Annotated in this window: 15 protein-coding genes; 5 read left to right on the top strand and 10 right to left on the bottom strand. The window is 49.5% G+C overall.

From position 1 onward, the window contains the following. Window positions 1-15: 15 nt before the first annotated feature. On the bottom strand, window positions 16-684 hold the full coding sequence (locus Z042_RS16070) for a hypothetical protein (protein ID WP_024910663.1): 669 nt from the start codon (window positions 682-684) through the stop codon (window positions 16-18). A gap of 15 nt (window positions 685-699) precedes the next feature. Then, complete coding sequence (locus Z042_RS16065) at window positions 700-1,407, bottom strand: DUF5058 family protein (protein ID WP_024910664.1); 708 nt, start codon at window positions 1,405-1,407, stop codon at window positions 700-702. Window positions 1,408-1,848: 441 nt separating this feature from the next. On the opposite strand from Z042_RS16065, the gene Z042_RS16060 reads away from it, so the two are divergent. Continuing rightward, window positions 1,849-3,288: an amidase gene (locus Z042_RS16060; protein ID WP_024910665.1), complete on the top strand. Its 1,440-nt coding sequence runs from the start codon at window positions 1,849-1,851 to the stop codon at window positions 3,286-3,288. 201 nt (window positions 3,289-3,489) lie between these two features. Here Z042_RS16060 and Z042_RS16055 read toward each other — a convergent pair whose 3' ends face one another. The 8 genes from Z042_RS16055 to Z042_RS16020 form a co-directional block, all read right to left on the bottom strand. Then, window positions 3,490-3,705, bottom strand: coding sequence for an acyl-CoA carboxylase biotin carboxyl carrier protein subunit (locus Z042_RS16055; RefSeq protein WP_024910666.1), 216 nt, complete (start codon window positions 3,703-3,705; stop codon window positions 3,490-3,492). A 231-nt stretch (window positions 3,706-3,936) separates the two neighbouring features. After that, window positions 3,937-5,040, bottom strand: coding sequence for an acyl carrier protein (locus tag Z042_RS16050; protein ID WP_024910667.1), 1,104 nt, complete (start codon window positions 5,038-5,040; stop codon window positions 3,937-3,939). Between the two features lie 93 nt (window positions 5,041-5,133). Continuing rightward, window positions 5,134-6,015: a biotin-independent malonate decarboxylase subunit gamma gene (mdcE, locus tag Z042_RS16045; protein WP_024910668.1), complete on the bottom strand. Its 882-nt coding sequence runs from the start codon at window positions 6,013-6,015 to the stop codon at window positions 5,134-5,136. A 10-nt stretch (window positions 6,016-6,025) separates the two neighbouring features. Next, complete coding sequence (locus tag Z042_RS16040) at window positions 6,026-7,303, bottom strand: biotin-independent malonate decarboxylase subunit beta (protein ID WP_024910669.1); 1,278 nt, start codon at window positions 7,301-7,303, stop codon at window positions 6,026-6,028. A gap of 17 nt (window positions 7,304-7,320) precedes the next feature. Beyond that, window positions 7,321-8,988, bottom strand: coding sequence for a malonate decarboxylase subunit alpha (mdcA, locus tag Z042_RS16035; RefSeq protein WP_024910670.1), 1,668 nt, complete (start codon window positions 8,986-8,988; stop codon window positions 7,321-7,323). Window positions 8,989-9,053: 65 nt separating this feature from the next. Continuing rightward, on the bottom strand, window positions 9,054-10,280 hold the full coding sequence (gene madB, locus Z042_RS16030; protein ID WP_024910671.1) for a Na+-transporting malonate decarboxylase, carboxybiotin decarboxylase subunit: 1,227 nt from the start codon (window positions 10,278-10,280) through the stop codon (window positions 9,054-9,056). A 156-nt stretch (window positions 10,281-10,436) separates the two neighbouring features. Continuing rightward, on the bottom strand, window positions 10,437-11,378 hold the full coding sequence (locus Z042_RS16025; RefSeq protein ID WP_236849191.1) for a triphosphoribosyl-dephospho-CoA synthase: 942 nt from the start codon (window positions 11,376-11,378) through the stop codon (window positions 10,437-10,439). A gap of 300 nt (window positions 11,379-11,678) precedes the next feature. Then, on the bottom strand, window positions 11,679-12,593 hold the full coding sequence (locus tag Z042_RS16020; RefSeq protein WP_024910673.1) for a LysR family transcriptional regulator: 915 nt from the start codon (window positions 12,591-12,593) through the stop codon (window positions 11,679-11,681). A gap of 1,127 nt (window positions 12,594-13,720) precedes the next feature. Between Z042_RS16020 and Z042_RS16015 the strand changes: the two genes are divergently transcribed. The 4 genes from Z042_RS16015 (at window position 13,721) to Z042_RS16000 (ending at window position 18,263) form a co-directional block, all read left to right on the top strand. Further along, window positions 13,721-14,263, top strand: a complete 543-nt coding sequence (locus Z042_RS16015; RefSeq protein ID WP_024910674.1) for a fimbrial protein — start codon at window positions 13,721-13,723, stop codon at window positions 14,261-14,263. A gap of 189 nt (window positions 14,264-14,452) precedes the next feature. Then, window positions 14,453-14,890, top strand: coding sequence for a fimbrial protein (locus Z042_RS16010; RefSeq protein ID WP_051506680.1), 438 nt, complete (start codon window positions 14,453-14,455; stop codon window positions 14,888-14,890). Window positions 14,891-14,903: 13 nt separating this feature from the next. After that, entirely contained in the window at window positions 14,904-17,414 is a 2,511-nt protein-coding gene (locus Z042_RS16005; RefSeq protein WP_051506681.1) for an outer membrane usher protein, read from the top strand. An 87-nt stretch (window positions 17,415-17,501) separates the two neighbouring features. Next, a complete protein-coding gene (locus tag Z042_RS16000; protein ID WP_037405768.1) occupies window positions 17,502-18,263 on the top strand; it encodes a fimbria/pilus periplasmic chaperone in 762 nt (253 codons plus the stop codon). The last annotated feature ends 54 nt before the right edge of the window (window positions 18,264-18,317 follow it).

The following is an 18,317-nucleotide window of genomic DNA, read 5'->3' as shown; positions in this document are numbered from 1 at the left end:
AATAACTCTCAAGAGTTAGCTGATGATATTTTTCTTATAAAGGATTCGGGTCAGCAAGAGATTACCGAATATGGCAACAATGATGTAAATGTACGCAGGTAGTCCAGGGACCAGAACGTAGAATATGGCGGTAATTGGCAGTGCATACAGTGCGATTTTTGGTTTCATCACGGTGAACTGACCATAAAGACAGCCAAAAATGGTGGGCAGGATATAATTCTTGACGGCTTCAATCAGCGCAGGAGGAGAAACAGAAAGTATCCAGTCACCCATCACAACCGCAAGCGTCAGAAAGAACAGATTGGTAAATATGGAGCCCGCAATACCCAGAGTAGAAATAATCTCTGCCTGTTTTGAACCACTCTCAACTCCCACGGCCATTTGGGCTGCTGCTGATGCTGGCAGACGAACGTTGGAAATATTACCTGACAGAATCCCCAAATAACTCCCCGTTAACCCTAAAATAGGGTAGTAGGAGAAGGGTTCAACAAAATAAAAAGCGCCAAATACCATGGCAATAGAAAGCCAAGAGGTTAACGCGACGTCCAATGGGGGATAAACATTATAGACCAGGTAAAAATAGAGCAAGGGAGCAAAGCTGGTTACAATAGCTAAAAAGAAGCATATTCTGCCTATTCTTATCGATGTTGCCGACCAGCTAAGAGCATCGTTAGCGTGTTGCATGTTTTAGATCCTCAGTTAAGAAAAAACACTGCCAAAAATCATGCCGATAATGAGCGCAATACCTAATGCATACTCTTTAAGCCAGCCGATTTTTTTGCCAAGCAGAGTCAGAGCTCCCATTGAAATAAATCCAGTGAGGCAGGCAACCGTTTTTGCATTCATGGCGAGAATAAAAGGCGTTGAGAGAAAACCAAACAGCCCCAGCATGGCAGTAACGGATATCAAACCCAGCCAAACTTTATCGCCACCCCCCATTTTTTCCCTGACTTTTTCCATCCGATGAATGAAAAAGAACCCCACCACCACCCACCCACAGCTGTTGATGATTGCCGTATAAAGGCCAGAAACCATCGCCGTGAGGTTATAGTTTTCCGAACCGACCGGTGCCCCGTAGGTTTCGGCCCCCAGGTTGATGGCTGCCAGCTCCACCGGCGCAGCGCCGATGCCCACAAAGCGCATCCAGGTTAACGGGCCGCCAATGATGGCTGCCATACTGAATACCACTACAAAAACAGAGATGGACGGGCCAATAGAACTGAGAATGCCACTTCTGAGCCCTTTCATGCACTGCGTCCGGCTTAAACCTACGCTAGCAGCACTTTTAAACGACATGCGTATATATAATGAAGCCATCACCAGAATGATGCCTCCCAGTGGGATCGCGATCCACCAAAGTATGGGGTCATTCACGATAGCCATGATGTCAGATTCATCAATTTTCATTAAGAACTCTCCTTGCATTACGCTCAGTGGTCATCAATCAATTATTAAAAAACCTATAATAACTTTCGAGCAAGAATGTCTCTAACTGATATGGAGTTTGAGTGATAATGTTAAATACTCTGTCAAAAAAATGATATCTCCAAACTAAAATGGAAGAGGTTAATATATATCGAAACATAATTACCCAGAATGTTATGAGTATCACAAAGATAACAATATTGCTTTTGAGGTAATGAAGTTACATTAAAAGTAACGAGGGTTTGGCTGTGTATGATTCTAAGATTGAAGTCAATCACAATACTATTTTAAATTAACCTGATAATAAATAGCGTTCGTCATAATTATTCTAAATCACCAGCTGGAGTAGGGGTAATATCCCTACTAAATACACAGGCATATTTTTATTCTTTGCGTGAAAGCAGCTAATTTACAGAGGGCCTTATGAATAAAATTGATAATCCAATAACGGAAATGAGTGCTCTGGCACTTTCTGAAAGCATCAAGTCTAAACAGGTATCTTGCGTTGAAGTCATGAATGCTTATCTGGATAAGATCGATATCCTTAATCCCACAGTGAATGCCATTGTTTCTCTACAAGATCGGGATGACCTGGTGGCACAGGCCAAGATTAAAGATAAGCAGTTGGCAGAAGGTGAATACATGGGGTGGATGCACGGCTTTCCCCATGCGGTTAAAGATTTATCTGCGGTGAAAGGGATAACGCTGACTAATGGATCGCCTATCTTTAAAGATTTTATCGCCCCCAATGACTCCATCATGGTTGAGCGTATCAAGCATGAAGGGGCGATTATTATCGGCAAAACCAACACGCCTGAGTTTGGTTTAGGCTCCAATACTATCAATAATGTTTTTGGTACGACGTATAACGCCTGGGATCAGACGAAATCTGCCGGTGGCAGCAGCGGTGGTGCTGCCGTGGCGCTGGCATTGCAACTGCTACCGGTTGCCGACGGCAGCGATATGATGGGGTCGTTACGTAACCCCTCAGCCTATAACAATATTATTGGTTTTCGTCCCAGCCAAGGGCGGGTTCCTTTTGGGCCCGCTCCTGAGTTGTTCGTAAGCCAGCTCGGTCTTGAAGGGCCGATGGGGCGTAACATTGCCGACACCGCTCGCCTGTTGCAAACGCAGTCTGGCTACGATGCGCGGGTTCCGCTGTCGCTCGGCCAGCCGCTGGCTGATTTCACTCATCCCAAGCGTAAATTGCGTATTGGCTGGCTTGCCGATCTTGGCGGGGCGTTGCCAATGGAACAGGGGATCCTGGCTCTTTGTGAGAATGCCCTGAAGGTCTTTGAGAAATTAGGCCACAGTGTTGAACCGGTGAAGCTGGACGTCACCGCAGAACAGATTTGGGAAACCTGGCTGGTCTGGCGCCATTGGATCGTCTCCAACGGCTTGCGTCCGTTGTACGGCAAACCAGAGACGCGTACCCTGCTGAAGCCACAGGCGATCTGGGAAATCGAAGGTGGGTTAGAGCTGTCTGCGCGCGACGTGTTCCTCGCCTCTACGCAACGCAGTGTTATCTATCAGGCTTTCAATAAGCTATTCGCAGAATATGACATTGTGGTGCTGCCAACAGCGCAAGTGTTCCCATTCGATCCAACACAGCATTCACCCATGGAAGTTGCAGGCAAGGCGATGGATACCTATCACCGCTACATGGAGGTGGTGGCGCCAGCAACGTTGATTGGTAGCCCGGCGCTGAACGTACCCGTTGGTTTCAATGCTCAAGGGCTACCCATGGGGATGCAACTGATCGGGCCGCATTCGCATGACATGCAGGTGTTAAGCATTGGCCAAATCTATGAGCAGGAAGCACGCTGGAATCTCGACTATAAACCAACGCTGCTGCAACCCTAATTATCCAGAGTAAATAAAGAGAGAGCTCTGCCGAGATAGTCATCTCGGCTTTTTTATGAGCTACGTAAAATAGCATTTTTAAGTTTGGATTATAGAATACTGAGAAAAATAGGAGGAAAGAGCCAGGGAGGTGATCAATGTAAATTGCAGACAGTGGTTTTACGCCACCCGAGATCTAAGTGGCGTGAGGAATATTAATTATCAGGGTTCGATAATAAATAATAACGCACCGGGATTAATACGGTCACCAATATTTACCGAGATGGATTTAATGGTGCCAGACTCATGCGCAGGAATTGGCATTTTCATCTTCATGGCTTCCATAATAATAACTTGCTGGCCCTTGGTGACGTTATCTCCAACGGAAAACAGTATTTCCTCAATAATACCAGGGACTCTAGATTTCATTTCAGACATGTTTATATCCTTCTTGGAATAAGAAAATAGGGGCAATTCTTCCAGTTCAATACCCTGTTGTTGGCCAAGAACGTGTTTTTATTATTACAAGCAAGTTGTAAGATAATAATCACTTAACCCTGAGTTAATATCAATGGCTATAGGGGCCGATATCGCTACCTTAGAAGGCGATTGGTTACCTAAAAGGTAACGTTATAAACCCCGATACTTTTATTTTTGGCACATTGTTTGCTAACGACGCTTTAACCATGTGGGATCGCTTTTCGCCTGAGTCTCAAAGGCGAATTGCGCTTGCACCAGCGTATCAAACATCTGGGTTGCCACAGGCCCAGAAATCATAATCTCTGCACCGGAGATCCCTGGCTCCCCCAAAGGTAAACTGGGGGTCAGGCGTAGCTGGGTAGCCGTTGCTTCCAAAACCAGGTTCGCTGCCACTTTGACAATACAACCTTTGATCCGCAGCAGCGTCCGTGCGGTCTTTTCAATCAGTTCACGTGAATGTTGTGGCGTTGCTGTAACGACCACTTCGTAGTTTGGTTGGGTGCGCTGTCGCTTATAGGTCAACAGATGGCCCTGCCTATTACAGATATGGCTCTGCCTGGCTAACGGAAAGCTATCACCGGTAGGCATTCCACCAACGACCACTTCAACATATTCCTGACCGCGTGGAGAAGCGACCAGACTCAGGTCGTCTCTCAGCAGAATGCCATCCAAGGCCAGCCAGCCAAACTCCTGGCTTCCATAAAGATCGTGCACCGAATAATCTAATTGTGAGGCAATATCCAGTAATTCCAGATCAAGAGGCGTTCCCGCAGCAAGTAGACAGAGTTTTTTGGGTAATAACTTGGCCAGCCCCAGGGTTATTGCCTGTTGCAACGTAGCACGCAGAAACGAGGATTCCCCTAGAACCACTTGATAGTCTTTCTTGATGAGCGCCAAGAGCAGGGCATCTTGGCAAGATCGCAGCAAAAAATCGTGGCTAACCTCTGCTTCAGCCAGCGCCGCCAGGCTGAACACGTTGACTAGCGGCGGGTAGGTGACCAGCATCCGTTGGCCCGCTGTCACGCCGGCAAGCTGGAATACCCGGCACGCTGCGGCAATGCGCTGCGGCAATTCCTCATGGGTGACGCCAACAATATTCTGAAATGCGCTGGAGCCGGTAGTAAATGTCACGTAAGCCAGATTCATCGGCGTGTGCAATTGTTCAATTACATGGGCGCTGGTCGGGCCTGCAATGCCTTTGTCTTGCAGTGTGCGCTGGGGCATTTCGGCGAGTGTGGGGGCTGTGCCTATCTCATCTACCAGCATTTCCAGCATCTTTAGTTTATCCCGCATCGGTGAAGTCTCCGCATAGGGTAGGGAGCGAAGGGGTTAGGGGGCGTACACCGGGCACATCCCCCTGACTTTCCAAGCCAGATTGTGCGGTAGCTAGGCATGGATATAACGATCGGCAACGGCCTCAAACTGCTGATGCATAAGAGCCTGTACCTCCGCCCGGATTTTGCGCCCACCGCGCTGTGCGCCCAGCAACCCCCGGCCTTCAGGGCCAAGCAGGTGAGCCTGACCATCACGTTTTAATATTTCGATCTGCGCAATGTGCTGGAGCAACGTGGCGCGCATTTCGTCTAATTGCTCGATCTGCTGTTCAATTCCCCCAAGTTGGTAGAAAAAGTGCGGGCCCGCAGCAAAAACCGGATTACTGGTGGCCAATTCACTCAGGCGCTCAAGGCTCTGTTTCGTAATACGCGCAATGCTGGTGAGCGGCATAACGTGGATCATGGTATTAAATTTAGCGCTCAGGCTGAGAATACGGTCAGCCTGTAACCCATGGCACAGAAACGCTCCGCTGATAGCGCGGCCGATCACCAGCGCAATAACCGGATGACCCGCTTTCCGGGCTTCTGCCAACGCCAGTTGGTAGGAGCCTGTCGCTTTGTTCATCCCGATGATTTCTTCTACTTTCCCTGGTCCATTGCCCGGCGTATCGACAATCAGCAACAGCGTACGTTTTTCGGCCATGGGTTTGTTGGCATCAGCCGCGATGGAACAGTAGACGGCGTGGGCCATTTTATAGGCTTCTTCCAGGCCGATAATCCCCGCATAGACCACCGGGAAACGCGGGTTAAATGCCATGGCATCATTGGCAATCACCGTACAGTCGCGATCGCCCAATTTAGCCGAGCCAACAACCGCTCCTGGGCCATAATCCTCACAAGGTAACGTAAATGCTGGTAGTTGATTTTCCAGAAAACTGTCGGGATCGACCAACAGGGGGATGGCGGCCCGCCCCTGACCCATTAATGTTTCCATAATTCTCTCCTTAACGGTCCGCAGCCGAGGGTGAATAACGTTTTACCGAAGCGATAAACGCCTCCAGTGACAAATCAACCAGTGCCTGTGGCGGCTCATTCCCAGCAGCCCGCCATACGTCCAGTGAATCAGATGGCATGAGCTGGCTGATAGCATCGACAATAGCCATCTGTTTGGCGATCAGTGCCGGGCTGCCGATGCATCGCAACGATTCAATCTCTGCCATTGGCAACCCGGCAAGCTGTTGCACCTGCGCACGGAATGCTGCAATGCTGTCTTCAACCAGGAAATCACAATCGCCGATAATGTATTTATGCTTGCCGCCCGTGGTGCGGAATACCAACGCCCGATCGGCGGAGTCAAACTCGCTACGCCCCATTTCCTGTTCAATCACCTCAGGCCCGGTCAGGCCAATACGGCTGAACTGGCTCATGATAATGGCGTCCGTGGCAGCAGCAACGAAGCCCATGCCACCAAAGCAGCCGAGTTTGCTGCCAACCAACCCAATCACCGGCACTTTGTGACGCAGATCCTGCAAAAGATCCATCACCTCAGCATGTGCCAGCAAGCCAGCATTAGCTTCGTGCAGCCTGACTCCGCCCGTTTCAAACGAGATCAGGACCAGTGGGCGTTTTTCCAATGGTGGTGGAGCGCCATCCAGACTAAGGCGTTGATATAACTCCAAAGCCAGTTTCAAGGCCCCGGCCATCTTGGCTCCGCTGACTTCACCAATTGAACCACCGATAAAACGCCCATCCTGAGAGATCACGATGGTTGGGCGGCGCCCCAGCAAACCAATACCGGTAACAATACCATCATCAAATTCCACGGCCTCACCCAGGATCGGCAGATGGGGGCTGGTATATCTGTCTGCCGGGCCAACCAACTCGGTCAGCGTCCCTTCATCAACCAGGCCTTTCGCCCGGGTACGGGCGTTGGCTTCAAGGAAACTCTGTAACTGCGGCGGTTTATTCCCTTCATCAAGCTCGGATAAGGCTTGTTGCAGGCGCAGGGCCACGACCGCGGGTGGGGCATTGTTGTCGTTGATGCGGATGAGGACATCGCCCAGTTGACTGCTCTCAATAAAACGCGTCACGACCAACCGCCAGATATGATCAAACCCGGTGATCGGCGTGGTAATGCGGATTTCAGCCTTGCCATCCAATTTTTTACTTTCGATCAGGACTTCTAAATCGCCAGAGCCGACGACGCCAAAGTGCACCATAGGCTGGGATAACGGACGCGGTTCTGCGGCATTGCAGCAGAACTTCAGTTGATTTAACGCCATTCTGTATTCTCCTGAAATTACCAGTTACGGAACCGCGCCGGTGGGTTATACAACCCCCCAGACCAGTCCACCAATTCCTTGATATTTTTGGCTGCCAACATTGAGCGATTCGCTCGCTGACGGTTGATACCCAGGTCTTCTGGCGTTTTGACTAGCCCCGCCGCGCGTAACTGTGCCGTTTCTGCGGGATCGGCTTGCAGACCAATCTCGGTGTAGCCCGAAACGGCACGAATTGCCGCCATACGCTGTTCCAACCCCTCACAGCGGTGCAGATAAGCGATGCCTTCTTCAGTGAGAATATGCGTAACGTCATCGGCATAAACCATGACGGGTGGTAAAGATAGTTCCGCTTTCTCCGCCAGCTGCCAAGCATCCAGGCGCTCAACGATGCTAGGGATCATTTTCTCGCGGAAAGTTTCTTGCATCTGCACCACCAGGCGCTTGCCGCGTGGCATCTCCCCCAGCAGCAGTTGTTGAGTGGAGTTAAACTCCTCACCACATTTCAGCCAGGCGTCGGTCGCGTGGCGGCGCCCTTTGGCATCGCACCCCATATTAGGCGCACCGCCAAATCCGGCAACGCGATCGGCGGTTGCGGTGCTGCTGTTGCCGTATTTATCACTTTGCAATGTACCGCCAATGAACATATCCAGCGCGTAATGGCCCGCGGTCTGGGCAAAGGCACGGTTAGAGCGCAGCGTGCCATCCGGCCCAATAGTGAAAATATCAGGGCGCTGGCTCACGTAGTTTTCCATGCCTAACTCACCGCCAAAGCAGTGGATTGCCTGTAGCCAACCGCTTTCAATGGCCGGGATCAGTGTCGGGTGGGGGTTGAGTACCATGTGCGTACAGACTTTCCCTTTTAGGCCCAGTTCTTCACCGTAGGTTGGCAGCAGCAATTCAATGGCGGCCGTAAAGAAGCCGATGCCATGGTTGATGCGTTGTACACCATATTCGGCGTAGATCCCTTTGAGCGCCATCATTGCCATCAGGATGTGAGTATCAGTAATCAATGCAGGATCGCGGGTAAACAGGGGTTCAACGTAGAACGGACGGGGCGCCTCGATCACCACGTCTACCCAATCGCCAGGAATATCCACGCGCGGCAGTTTATCGACGATTTTGTTTGCCTGTGCGATCACAATCCCCTGACGGAACTTGGTCGCCTCAACGATAGCGGGCGTATCTTCGGTGTTAAAACCGGTATAAAGATTCCCCTCTCGATCGGCTTCAAAGGCGGCAACCAGCGACACCTTGGGATACAGATCGATGAAATAGCGGGCAAACAGTTCCAGGTAGGTATGAATTGCGCCAAGCTTGATCTTGCCTTCCTGAATACAGGTTGCGATGCGTTCTGACTGTGGGCCTGCGTAGGCAAAATCGAGTTTCTCGGCAATTCCCAGTTCAAACAATTCCAGATGGGCGGCGAGCGGGACGGCAGATTGCACCATATGCAGATGGTGTACTTTTTCTTTATCGACTTTGCACAATGCTTCCGCGAGGAAGTCAGCCTGTTTTTGATTATTCCCTTCAATATTGATCCTGTCACCAGGACGAATAACGCCTTCAAGCAACAAAACGGTGTCTGCCGCATCAATTTCCTTACCTTGCTTGAATAACGGTTTGACCTGCGCCATTCGTTGTTCGGTATCCTCCTGCAATAGATTCCACTTTTTTACTTCAGACATACCAACATCTCCATTCTAATAAACGTTGTCATACGTTGATGGGTATTCGGGGCATTGATAAAACGTTAAGGCAAAATATCCACTACCGAGAATGTGGCCATAAAAATGCCAGCGGCAACCGCCGAGACAATAATTCCGCTGATGGTGGTTCCTATCGCAACCGGTAAAATAATGCTGTAGGGGTTTTCTTCGGAAACCTCAGTCTGTGCAATCTTGGCGCAGGTCGGCATACATGAAACACCGGAAATACCCACCACCGGGTTATAACCGTAATTATTACGGCGTGAGAGAAAGTAAATAAACCAACCTCCCGCCAGTGCGCCAATACCGGACACGGTTAATGCCCCCACGCCTAAAATTAAAATGATGGCAACTTTGGGATCTAACAACGTCTGAGCGCTGCACAGCGTGCCGAGCAGGAGACTGAGAAATAGCGTTGCGCTGTAGGTAATGGTGCTTTCCAGCAACTTGTGGTACGGCAGAATTTCGGCTTCCTTGATGGCCATTCCAACAAAGAACGACAGCAACAAAGGGGCAGCGGCCGGCAGCAACAGGCACAGCAGGGTACACATGGAAATAATAAAGATAAATTTCGCCTTTTTGGATACTTGCGGATATTCCATCTCGGTTTCAACACCGCGGAATCTTTTCGGTACCATGAGACGAACCAGATAAGGGAAACCTGCATAAGCCAGCGTCAGATACAAATAGGCGATGATGGCGATAGGGACGAACAGATTCGGGGACATAATCAGGGCTGAGAACATCACCAGCGGGCCATCAGCTCCCCCAATTGTGGCGATGGCGGCGGCTTCATTCAGCGGCAGGCCAAAGAATTGATAGCCGACAACCAGCATGACAAAGGTGCCTAACTCCGCGAAGAGGGCGACGATAATGCTGGCCCAGGGGCGAGCGAGCAGAAAACTGACGTCGCTCATGGTGCCGATGCCGAGATAAATCAGGCAACCGACCAGGCCGTTACTGAACGTCAGCGCATAGATAGGTTGGAGAAAGTTGACTTGCATCAGCGTCATCAGCGCGCTGGGTTCACTCACCATCGGATCAAGCATAATGGTGCCAACGGAGCCGGAATTAAGGAAAAGTACCCCGGAGTTGATGGCAATCATCCCCAGCCCCATCGGAACCATAATCAGTGGGTCCAATTTTCGTCTGAATCCGAGATAGGCTAATGCAAAACCAATAACGATAAGAACGAAACGCGTGAAGGCGATAATCGGATCTTCAGTAAAAAATGTTCCGATACCGGAGAAGAGTCGTAGTAATATATCCATGATTTTTGCCCGATTATTTTGTTATTCATCATCACGAATATTAAATTTATTCATGACCTTATTTAATCCAACGACAATACCCATTACAGCAAATGAAATAGCGATAGTGACGCCATAACAAATAAACGCGTACTGATATATACTCATTTTTTTCTCCTACATCACGCCATTGGGAAATTGCGAATGGCATAACAGATACATGGCAACGGTTAAGGCTAAAAGATCGGCTGAACCTCCTGGACTGATTCTGTTTTGGCAGCACCAATGATTCAGTTTGTTGATGCGGGCTTCGCCACCGGGTGCGCTCAATCCACCCTGGTCAACAATGCAGGCAGCTCGTAACTTGAGCTCAGCCAGTTGCCGCTGGCCGGTTCGCCACAAAACATTGGTGTCATCACAATGGGATATGAGCGTAATCAGGCAATCAACCAAAGCATGGCGTAGCGGCAAACCTTGATTGAAGGCAGCAAGCAGCGCGGGCAGGCCAACCTGAGTCACGGTGGGGAAGCCCTGTTCAGTTTCTCCACGAATCCCGGTAACGCCGTATTTTGCAAATAATAATTCACCTGCGGTTTGGGCTGGGCGTGTCTTTAAAACTGCGAAATCGGATGCGCACAGACTTTGGCAGATTTGACGGACGCTCACGCTTAACATGTCGAAATTTATAGCTAAACCCTGCCCGTGCAAATAGCCTGCTGCGCAGGCCAACACTGAGCCAGAGAACAAAATGCCACGCTGCGTGTTAATACCCTGAGTCACAGCTAACAGACGCTGTTCATAATCGATACCGATCGGCCTGATTCTTTGCAGCAGTGTGCGTGGATGACCCTGGTGGTTGATCCCGGCTTCTGCACACAGCGTAAAGCAGGGGGCTATTGCCGAAGAACTGAGCAGAAATGTCTGTAGATTCATATCACTATGAGCCCCCATTGATACCGGGCTCACCAATCCTGGCTTCGGATAACTGCACACCTCCAACAAGATAGCCTGCAACAACACTTCTCCAACAGTAGCAGACAGGGAATGGCGATAATTAACCGTTCTGTCATCGGATTGAGAGGGGAATGTCATTTGAGAAATGGTCGCTAATGCGTGCATTATTCTCTTCCCTTTAAAATATTCAGCCTGGTATTTTGCCAATTGCAGGCATAACGCCTATTGAGATAGGCTCCAAGTTATTATTATCAGCCATCGCTAATAAACGATTAATTAAATATATCTTTGTCTATTGTTAAATAATAAATGAGCGTCTAAGCAGGATTGTAACGTAATGATAATTACTGTCAATTACCCACCAAGTTATCTGGTTACCTAAAAGGTAACGAGTCAAAAATATCTATTAATTTAAGATTATTAATAATACAGGGAATAAGCTTTAATGATGAGGGTTAATTAAATTCAAACTGATTTTTTATTATAACCACGAGCATACATACGGCATTCGGCAATTAATGGCAGCAGGTTATGCTCACTGTTACGGGGGAAAATTAATGCGATATGCTGTTTCATCTGAAAGCGTGTTTCAAGGGTCAACAATTTCACTTTATCTGAAAACAAACCGCGCATTCTGCCGGGAAGGAGGCCACAGCCCATATTGGAACTGACTAAACTCATGAGAGAGAAGATATCTTGCACCTGCATAACGATATTGGGTTTAAATCCAGCAATCTTGAAGGCTTCCTGAAAGCCATTGAAGGTCGCGAAGCCCTCGGTAAGGCTGATGAATTTTTGATCGCGATATTGTGCTAAGTCTATGGGGGTTTTGGTGTTGGCGGGGAAGTCTACCGGCGTGGCGAGATATATTTCGTCATCAAATATGGGTAACGTCTCAAATCTCGCCGTATCATAACTTTCTGGAGTAGAAATTAAAATTGCATCAACCATCTGAGTATTTAATAACCCTAATAGTTTTTGATTAGAAGCCATCAACAATTCAACATCCAGATTAGGTCTCCGCTGCTTGAGCCCCATAATCAACTTGGGGACGGTTTCAATGGATAAAGAATACAACATGCCTATTTTTAATTTACTGATTTTGTCGTTGGATGCAGCACGGGTAAGATGAATACAACGTTCGAACTGTTCAAGCAATAATGTCGATTGTTCCTCAAGTACACTAGCACTGTCGAGAGGGAACAGCGATCTTCCCTGATGAATAAACAACGCACAGCGAAGATCTTCTTCCAATGCATGCAAGGTACGATGAACGCTGACCTTACTGATATCAAGAGCTTCTGCCGTTTGCGCTATATTTCTGTTCTGCATGTAAGAAAGAAAAATCTCTAATTTCCTTAAGGTAATTCCCTTAAACATAACTGATTTCCTTTCCTGAATGACTCTATTCAGCTACAAGCAGCATACCATTCCAAGCTGCACTCACTCCAAATGGATAATGATTCTGTGAACTTCTACACATTACTAAACCGTAGGCATTGAGATCTGAAAAGCAACCGACCTCAAGTCATTTGTACTGGCTCTCCGCAAAATGTTCAATAACCTTTTAGGTTATCTCGTTACCTATAACGTAATGAAAAATATTTCTTAACGATAGTCATACTTCGGTGGCTACGGAAGTCAACAAAACGTGTTCGCAGCAGGTTATGAGCAATTTATCCAGCAAATGCACCAGGTAAATAAGCGCCTATCCCGATAGGCTTTCAGCCTCACCGATATTGTGAGGTCTTGCAAAATATGAATCAGGAAAGAGTATTTATTTGCACATGCCAGTATAAGCTGAAAGTGTATATAGCCTTGGTTATAAATAATTCCATGTAAAAAAACAGCATGAATTATGTCTTTTCAAATAAAATAATTACGCCAATATATTCTTTCTTCAAAAATTTAAATTAAATTTCCTTTTTCCATAGTTATTTCATTTGTGAGAAAAATCTTATTCTTGATGAGATTTACCTCTCTGTAAGGCTCCCGTCAATAATTTTTCTTTCCGATTTGAATCCTTAAAACATGCGCTATAACAACAAAATAGATCGAAAAAATTAAATTTACAGAATTTTATTCTTAAATAGGGCGCGTTTTTGAGGATAAAATTTGAGGCATTTAACTATGAGTAAATATAGTGGATATTTGTTTTGAAATAATAATTCATCTTAAAAATAACTTTTAAAAAATAATTTTGAGAGATAATATTTATGCAGAAACACGGTATAGGAACAATCTTGATAGGCTTATTTGTTACCCAGCATATCGAAGGGTTGATAGCTATTAATTTTATTAAATTGATTTTTTGATATGTACATGGAAGCTAATTTTAGAGGGTTTACCTTGTTTAAGAAGAATCCTTTTTATCAAAGTTGAAAGGATGCAAACCGAATGTGCATGCTCATAAGAGCTAAACCTATTTCCGTTTATTGATAAGGAAGTCAGGTCTCAAATGCTGTTCGGCATAATTTGTTAATTAGCGTTTTAAGGATAAAGAAAGCATGAAACTGAATAAAATCGCATTGGCTACCGTAATGGTAATGGGTATGGCATCTGTGGCAAATGCCGCCAATCAAGGTGAAGGCAAAATCACTTTTACCGGTTCTATCATTGATGCTCCATGCTCTATCACAGCAGATTCTGCTGACCAGAGCATCCCATTGGGTGAGGTATCTAACGTAGCTCTGGCAGCTAATGGCAATACCGGTGTGTCTACGCCAAAACCATTCAGTATCGAACTGAAAGACTGCGTGATTGCCACCGCGGGTACCAAAGACAAAGTGACCGTAACCTTTACCGGTGCGGCCTCTTCTTATGATGCTGACAGCCTGGGCCTGATTGGTACTGCTGAAGGTGCTTACATCCTGATGTCTCAGGCAGACGGCAGCAAAGTAAAACTGAACACCCCAACCAATGCCCAAACCGTAAAAAATGGCAGTAATACACTGGCCTTTACCGCTTCTCTGAAAGGTGGCGGTACTGGGGCTACCATCAAACCGGGCGACTTCAGTGTGCCTACCAACTTCATGCTGAACTACAACTAAGCCCGTCGTTCTGTGCTAGTCAACCTGCGGCGGCCTTGCCGCAGGTTTCTCGTTATCCCCATGGAGTAGGGCGATGTTATGGACTCATGCGCTTCAACTTGCGTAGTGCCTTCCCTCTTGCTGTGTTGTGTCCTGGCATTTTCCTCCAGTGCACTGTCTGCTGATAGGTCAGGACAGGGTCGCGTCAACATGGCAGGAGCCATCGTAGAGACACCCTGTGCCATTGATGTCGGCGGGCGTGACCAAAGCCTATCTATGGGCACACTTCCGATCGGTCAGCTGATCCGGGATGGCCGGGGGCCGAAAAAAATATTTTCCATCCGCTTGGTGGGCTGTGTTCTGACACGTATCGATCGGACTCAATCCAAATGGCAGCGATTTGTTGTGACTTTCGACGGCGACAACGATCACGGCCATTTTGGGCTAACCGGCGACGCGCACGGGGTGGCGCTGATGTTACACGATGTCATGGGCGTGAAGGCAATACCGGGCGGTGCCATGCCAGCCAATGCCATTGCTCCAGAGGAGATGCAACTGCATTACACCCTGAGCCTGGTGGGTAATCAGGAGACGTTGCGACCAGGGAATTACCGTTCGGCAATACGGTTCAAAATGGATTATTACTAAAGGGACTCTCTTCATGGTGCGTTATTTTTCCCGCTCCCTCTTGGCTGTCTTGTGTCAGGCCAGTCTAGGGACAAGCGTGCTGCTCTGTGCGGTGAGCGTAGCCCAGTCAGAAGATATCCAGTTCAACACGGACATCATGGATCTTAAGGATCGTGCCAACATTGATTTAAGCCAGTTCGCACGTAAAGGCTTTATCCTGCCAGGCACCTATGAACTGGGTATCAGCCTCAATAATCAAGGATTACCTGCGCGCCCAGTAGTATTTTTGCCTCCAGATGATGATCCGAAAGGCAGCCAGGCGTGCCTGAACCAGGCGCTGGTTGAGCAGTTAGGGCTGACCGATGCGGCAGTAAAGGGGTTGACCTGGTGGCATGAGGAGCAGTGTCTGGACATGGCCAGCCTGAAAGGAATGGAAGCTCGTGCCGATTTGGGCACCAGCACGCTGTACCTCAGTATTCCACAAGCCTATCTCGAATACACTAATGCCAATTGGGACCCGCCATCACGCTGGGAAGAAGGGATACCCGGCATTCTGTTGGACTATAGCCTGAATGCGCAAACTCAGCGCCAGAGCCAAGAGGGTATTCAAGGCTATAACCTCAGCGGCAATGGCGTGACCGGCGCCAACCTGGGTTCTTGGCGGCTGCGAGCCAGTTGGCAAACGCGCATCAATCACCAGACGGGCTCAGGCCGGCCGACCGAGCAGAGTTTTGACTGGACGCAATACACCGCCCATCGGGCGATTGCGCCCCTGCGCGCCAGGCTGACCATCGGGGAGGATTTCCTTAATTCCGATATCTTCGACAGTTTCCGTTTCACCGGGGCGAGTCTGGTTTCGGATGACAACATGCTGCCGCCGAATCTGCGCGGCTATGCGCCGGAAGTGAGCGGAGTGGCGCGAGGAAGCGCCAGAGTGGTTATCAGCCAACAGGGGCGAGTCATCAAAGAAGTGTTGGTCGCCGCTGGGCCATTCCGCATCCAGGATCTGGACAGTGCGGTTTCCGGTGCGCTGGATGTGCGCATCGAGGAGGCCGACGGCAGCGTACAGAGCTTCCAGATCGATACCGCCACCATCCCATATCTGACTCGACCAGGCCAGGTGCGTTTCAAGCTGGCGGCGGGGCGTCCATCGGATTGGCAGCACCAGGTCAACGGGCCAGTGTTTGCCTCAGGGGAATTCTCTTGGGGGGTGAGCAACGGCTGGTCGTTGTACGGTGGTGGGCTGGGCGGTGATGGCTATTCGGCGTTGTCATTGGGTATCGGGCGTGACCTGATGGCCTTCGGTGCTCTGTCGGCGGATATGACGCAGTCGCGCGCCCGGTTGCCGCAGCAGAGTTCTCAGCAGGGGGGCTCGTACCGGCTGAGTTACTCGAAGCGCTTTGACCAGACCAATAGCCAGGTGACCTTTGCCGGTTATCGCTTTTCCGACAGCCACTTTATGTCGATGGGCGACTTCCTGAGTGCGCGAGATAACCTGACGGGAATAACGCCGGGGCGCAGTAAGGAAATGTATACCGTTTCCTTTAACCAACAATTGCAGTCGTTGGGGTTGAGTGCCTACCTGAACTACAGCCATCAGACCTATTGGAACCAGGCAACCAACGATCGCTACAACCTGACGGTAGCCCGTTACTTTGATATTGGCCGCTTCCGCAACATCAACCTGTCGCTGACCGGCTATCGCAACAATTTCAACAACACGAAAGATGATGGCATGTACCTGTCGTTGTCGATGCCATGGGGGAACGCTGGCGTCGTGAGTTTCTCTGGCTCATATGCGGCAAGTGCCAATACCAATGCGGTCGGCTATTCCAGTCAAGTCGGGAATACCGGCAATTACACCTTGCGGACTGGGGTATCCGATGGCAATGCCGATCTGAGTGGCTATTATTCGCACCGCGGCTCTCTGGCGCAGATTGACGGTATGGCTAACTACCGCGCCGGGCAGTACAACTCGGTCGGAATCTCGCTGATGGGCGGAGCCACCCTCACGGCTGAAGGCGGCGCACTGCACCGTATCAGCGTGTTGGGTGGAACCAGAATGCTGATCGACACCGATGGCGTGGCCGGAGTACCGGTGGGGGGATATGGCAGTACGGTCAATTCTAACTATTTCGGCAAGGCTGTGGTGGCGGATGTGAGCAGCTATTACCGCAACAGCGTGCGTATTGATGTGGACAAGCTGGCGGACAACGCCCAGGCAACCAATTCCGTGGTGCAGGGCACGCTGACGGAAGGTGCGATTGGCTACCGTCACTTTGAGGTGATAGCCGGTGAGAAGGTGATGGCGGTGATACGTCTGGCTGACGGTTCAGTACCCCCATTCGGGGCCACGGTATTAAACGCGAAACAACAGGAAGCCGGCATGGTAACTGATGCGGGGAACGTGTATCTGAGTGGCCTTCAGAGGGGGGAAATGCTGACCGTACACTGGAACAACCAGGAACAATGCCGGCTGACGCTGCCGCAGGAGATACCCACCGGCATGGTCACTAACCTGCTGCTGCCTTGTATGAAAAGGTAACGGTAGAGAATCCATTAATGAACAGTAAAGAGCGCTACCGGGCTTGGCCTGAAAAGCATTTAAGAGAAAGAAAACAAGGCAATAACCATGAAAAGAGTATTTTTAACAAGCCTGTTGGCTGGGGTGATAATAAGTTTGCCGCTTTCGTCTGTACAGGCGGCTATTTCCTTAGACCGTACTCGCATCGTGTTCCCTGGTAACGAGAGGTCGGTCAGTCTGACCGTGCGCAACCAGAACCAGGAACTGCCGTATCTGGCGCAGGGGTGGCTGGAGGATACGCAAGGCGTCAAGCTGGAAGGCCAGAGCGCGTTTACCGTATTGCCACCGGTACAGCGTGTGGAACCCAAAGGACAGACCCAGGTAAAAATCCAGGCGATGCCGGGAGCCAACCTGCTGCCGCAGGATCGCGAGTCACTGTTCTACTTCAATCTGCGGGAAATTCCGCCAAAGAGCGACAAGGCCAACGTGTTGCAGATAGCGCTACAGACGCGCATCAAAATGTTCTACCGTCCGGCGGCGCTGGCGGAAGCTGCGGCACAGCAACAGGCGACCCCATATCAGGAACAACTGACGCTGAGCAAAAGCGGTGATAGCTACACCGTCAATAACCCGACCCCTTACTTTGTCACGCTGATTGGGGCCAGCGCCAAGAAAGGCGACAAGGTGGTACAGGGCTTTGAGGCACTGATGGTGCCGCCAAAGGGCAGCGCCAAACTGGGCGGCAGTGCTGCGGCACTGGGGGCGACGCCTGTGCTGGTGTATGTGAATGACTATGGCGGTCAGCCAGTGCTGACCTTCCGCTGTAGTGGCAGCAGTTGCCAAGTCGACGAAAGCAAACGCGACAAATGATCCCCGGCCATAACTCGGAGCCCGGCGAGCATGAGGGAAGAACGAAGGAAACCA

The organism is Chania multitudinisentens RB-25, from assembly GCF_000520015.2.
Classification (GTDB): domain Bacteria; phylum Pseudomonadota; class Gammaproteobacteria; order Enterobacterales; family Enterobacteriaceae; genus Chania; species Chania multitudinisentens.
Note: the sequence above shows the minus strand (reverse complement) of the source record. Positions and strands in the feature narration are given on the sequence as shown.

Coding starts and splice junctions, on each gene's coding strand:
- Z042_RS16070 (WP_024910663.1), bottom strand. CDS start 684: ATGCAACACGCTAACGATGCTCTTAGCTGGTCGGCAACATCGATAAGA.
- Z042_RS16065 (WP_024910664.1), bottom strand. CDS start 1,407: ATGAAAATTGATGAATCTGACATCATGGCTATCGTGAATGACCCCATA.
- Z042_RS16060 (WP_024910665.1), top strand. CDS start 1,849: ATGAATAAAATTGATAATCCAATAACGGAAATGAGTGCTCTGGCACTT.
- Z042_RS16055 (WP_024910666.1), bottom strand. CDS start 3,705: ATGTCTGAAATGAAATCTAGAGTCCCTGGTATTATTGAGGAAATACTG.
- Z042_RS16050 (WP_024910667.1), bottom strand. CDS start 5,040: ATGCGGGATAAACTAAAGATGCTGGAAATGCTGGTAGATGAGATAGGC.
- mdcE (WP_024910668.1), bottom strand. CDS start 6,015: ATGGAAACATTAATGGGTCAGGGGCGGGCCGCCATCCCCCTGTTGGTC.
- Z042_RS16040 (WP_024910669.1), bottom strand. CDS start 7,303: ATGGCGTTAAATCAACTGAAGTTCTGCTGCAATGCCGCAGAACCGCGT.
- mdcA (WP_024910670.1), bottom strand. CDS start 8,988: ATGTCTGAAGTAAAAAAGTGGAATCTATTGCAGGAGGATACCGAACAA.
- madB (WP_024910671.1), bottom strand. CDS start 10,280: ATGGATATATTACTACGACTCTTCTCCGGTATCGGAACATTTTTTACT.
- Z042_RS16025 (WP_236849191.1), bottom strand. CDS start 11,378: ATGCACGCATTAGCGACCATTTCTCAAATGACATTCCCCTCTCAATCC.
- Z042_RS16020 (WP_024910673.1), bottom strand. CDS start 12,593: ATGTTTAAGGGAATTACCTTAAGGAAATTAGAGATTTTTCTTTCTTAC.
- Z042_RS16015 (WP_024910674.1), top strand. CDS start 13,721: ATGAAACTGAATAAAATCGCATTGGCTACCGTAATGGTAATGGGTATG.
- Z042_RS16010 (WP_051506680.1), top strand. CDS start 14,453: ATGGCAGGAGCCATCGTAGAGACACCCTGTGCCATTGATGTCGGCGGG.
- Z042_RS16005 (WP_051506681.1), top strand. CDS start 14,904: ATGGTGCGTTATTTTTCCCGCTCCCTCTTGGCTGTCTTGTGTCAGGCC.
- Z042_RS16000 (WP_037405768.1), top strand. CDS start 17,502: ATGAAAAGAGTATTTTTAACAAGCCTGTTGGCTGGGGTGATAATAAGT.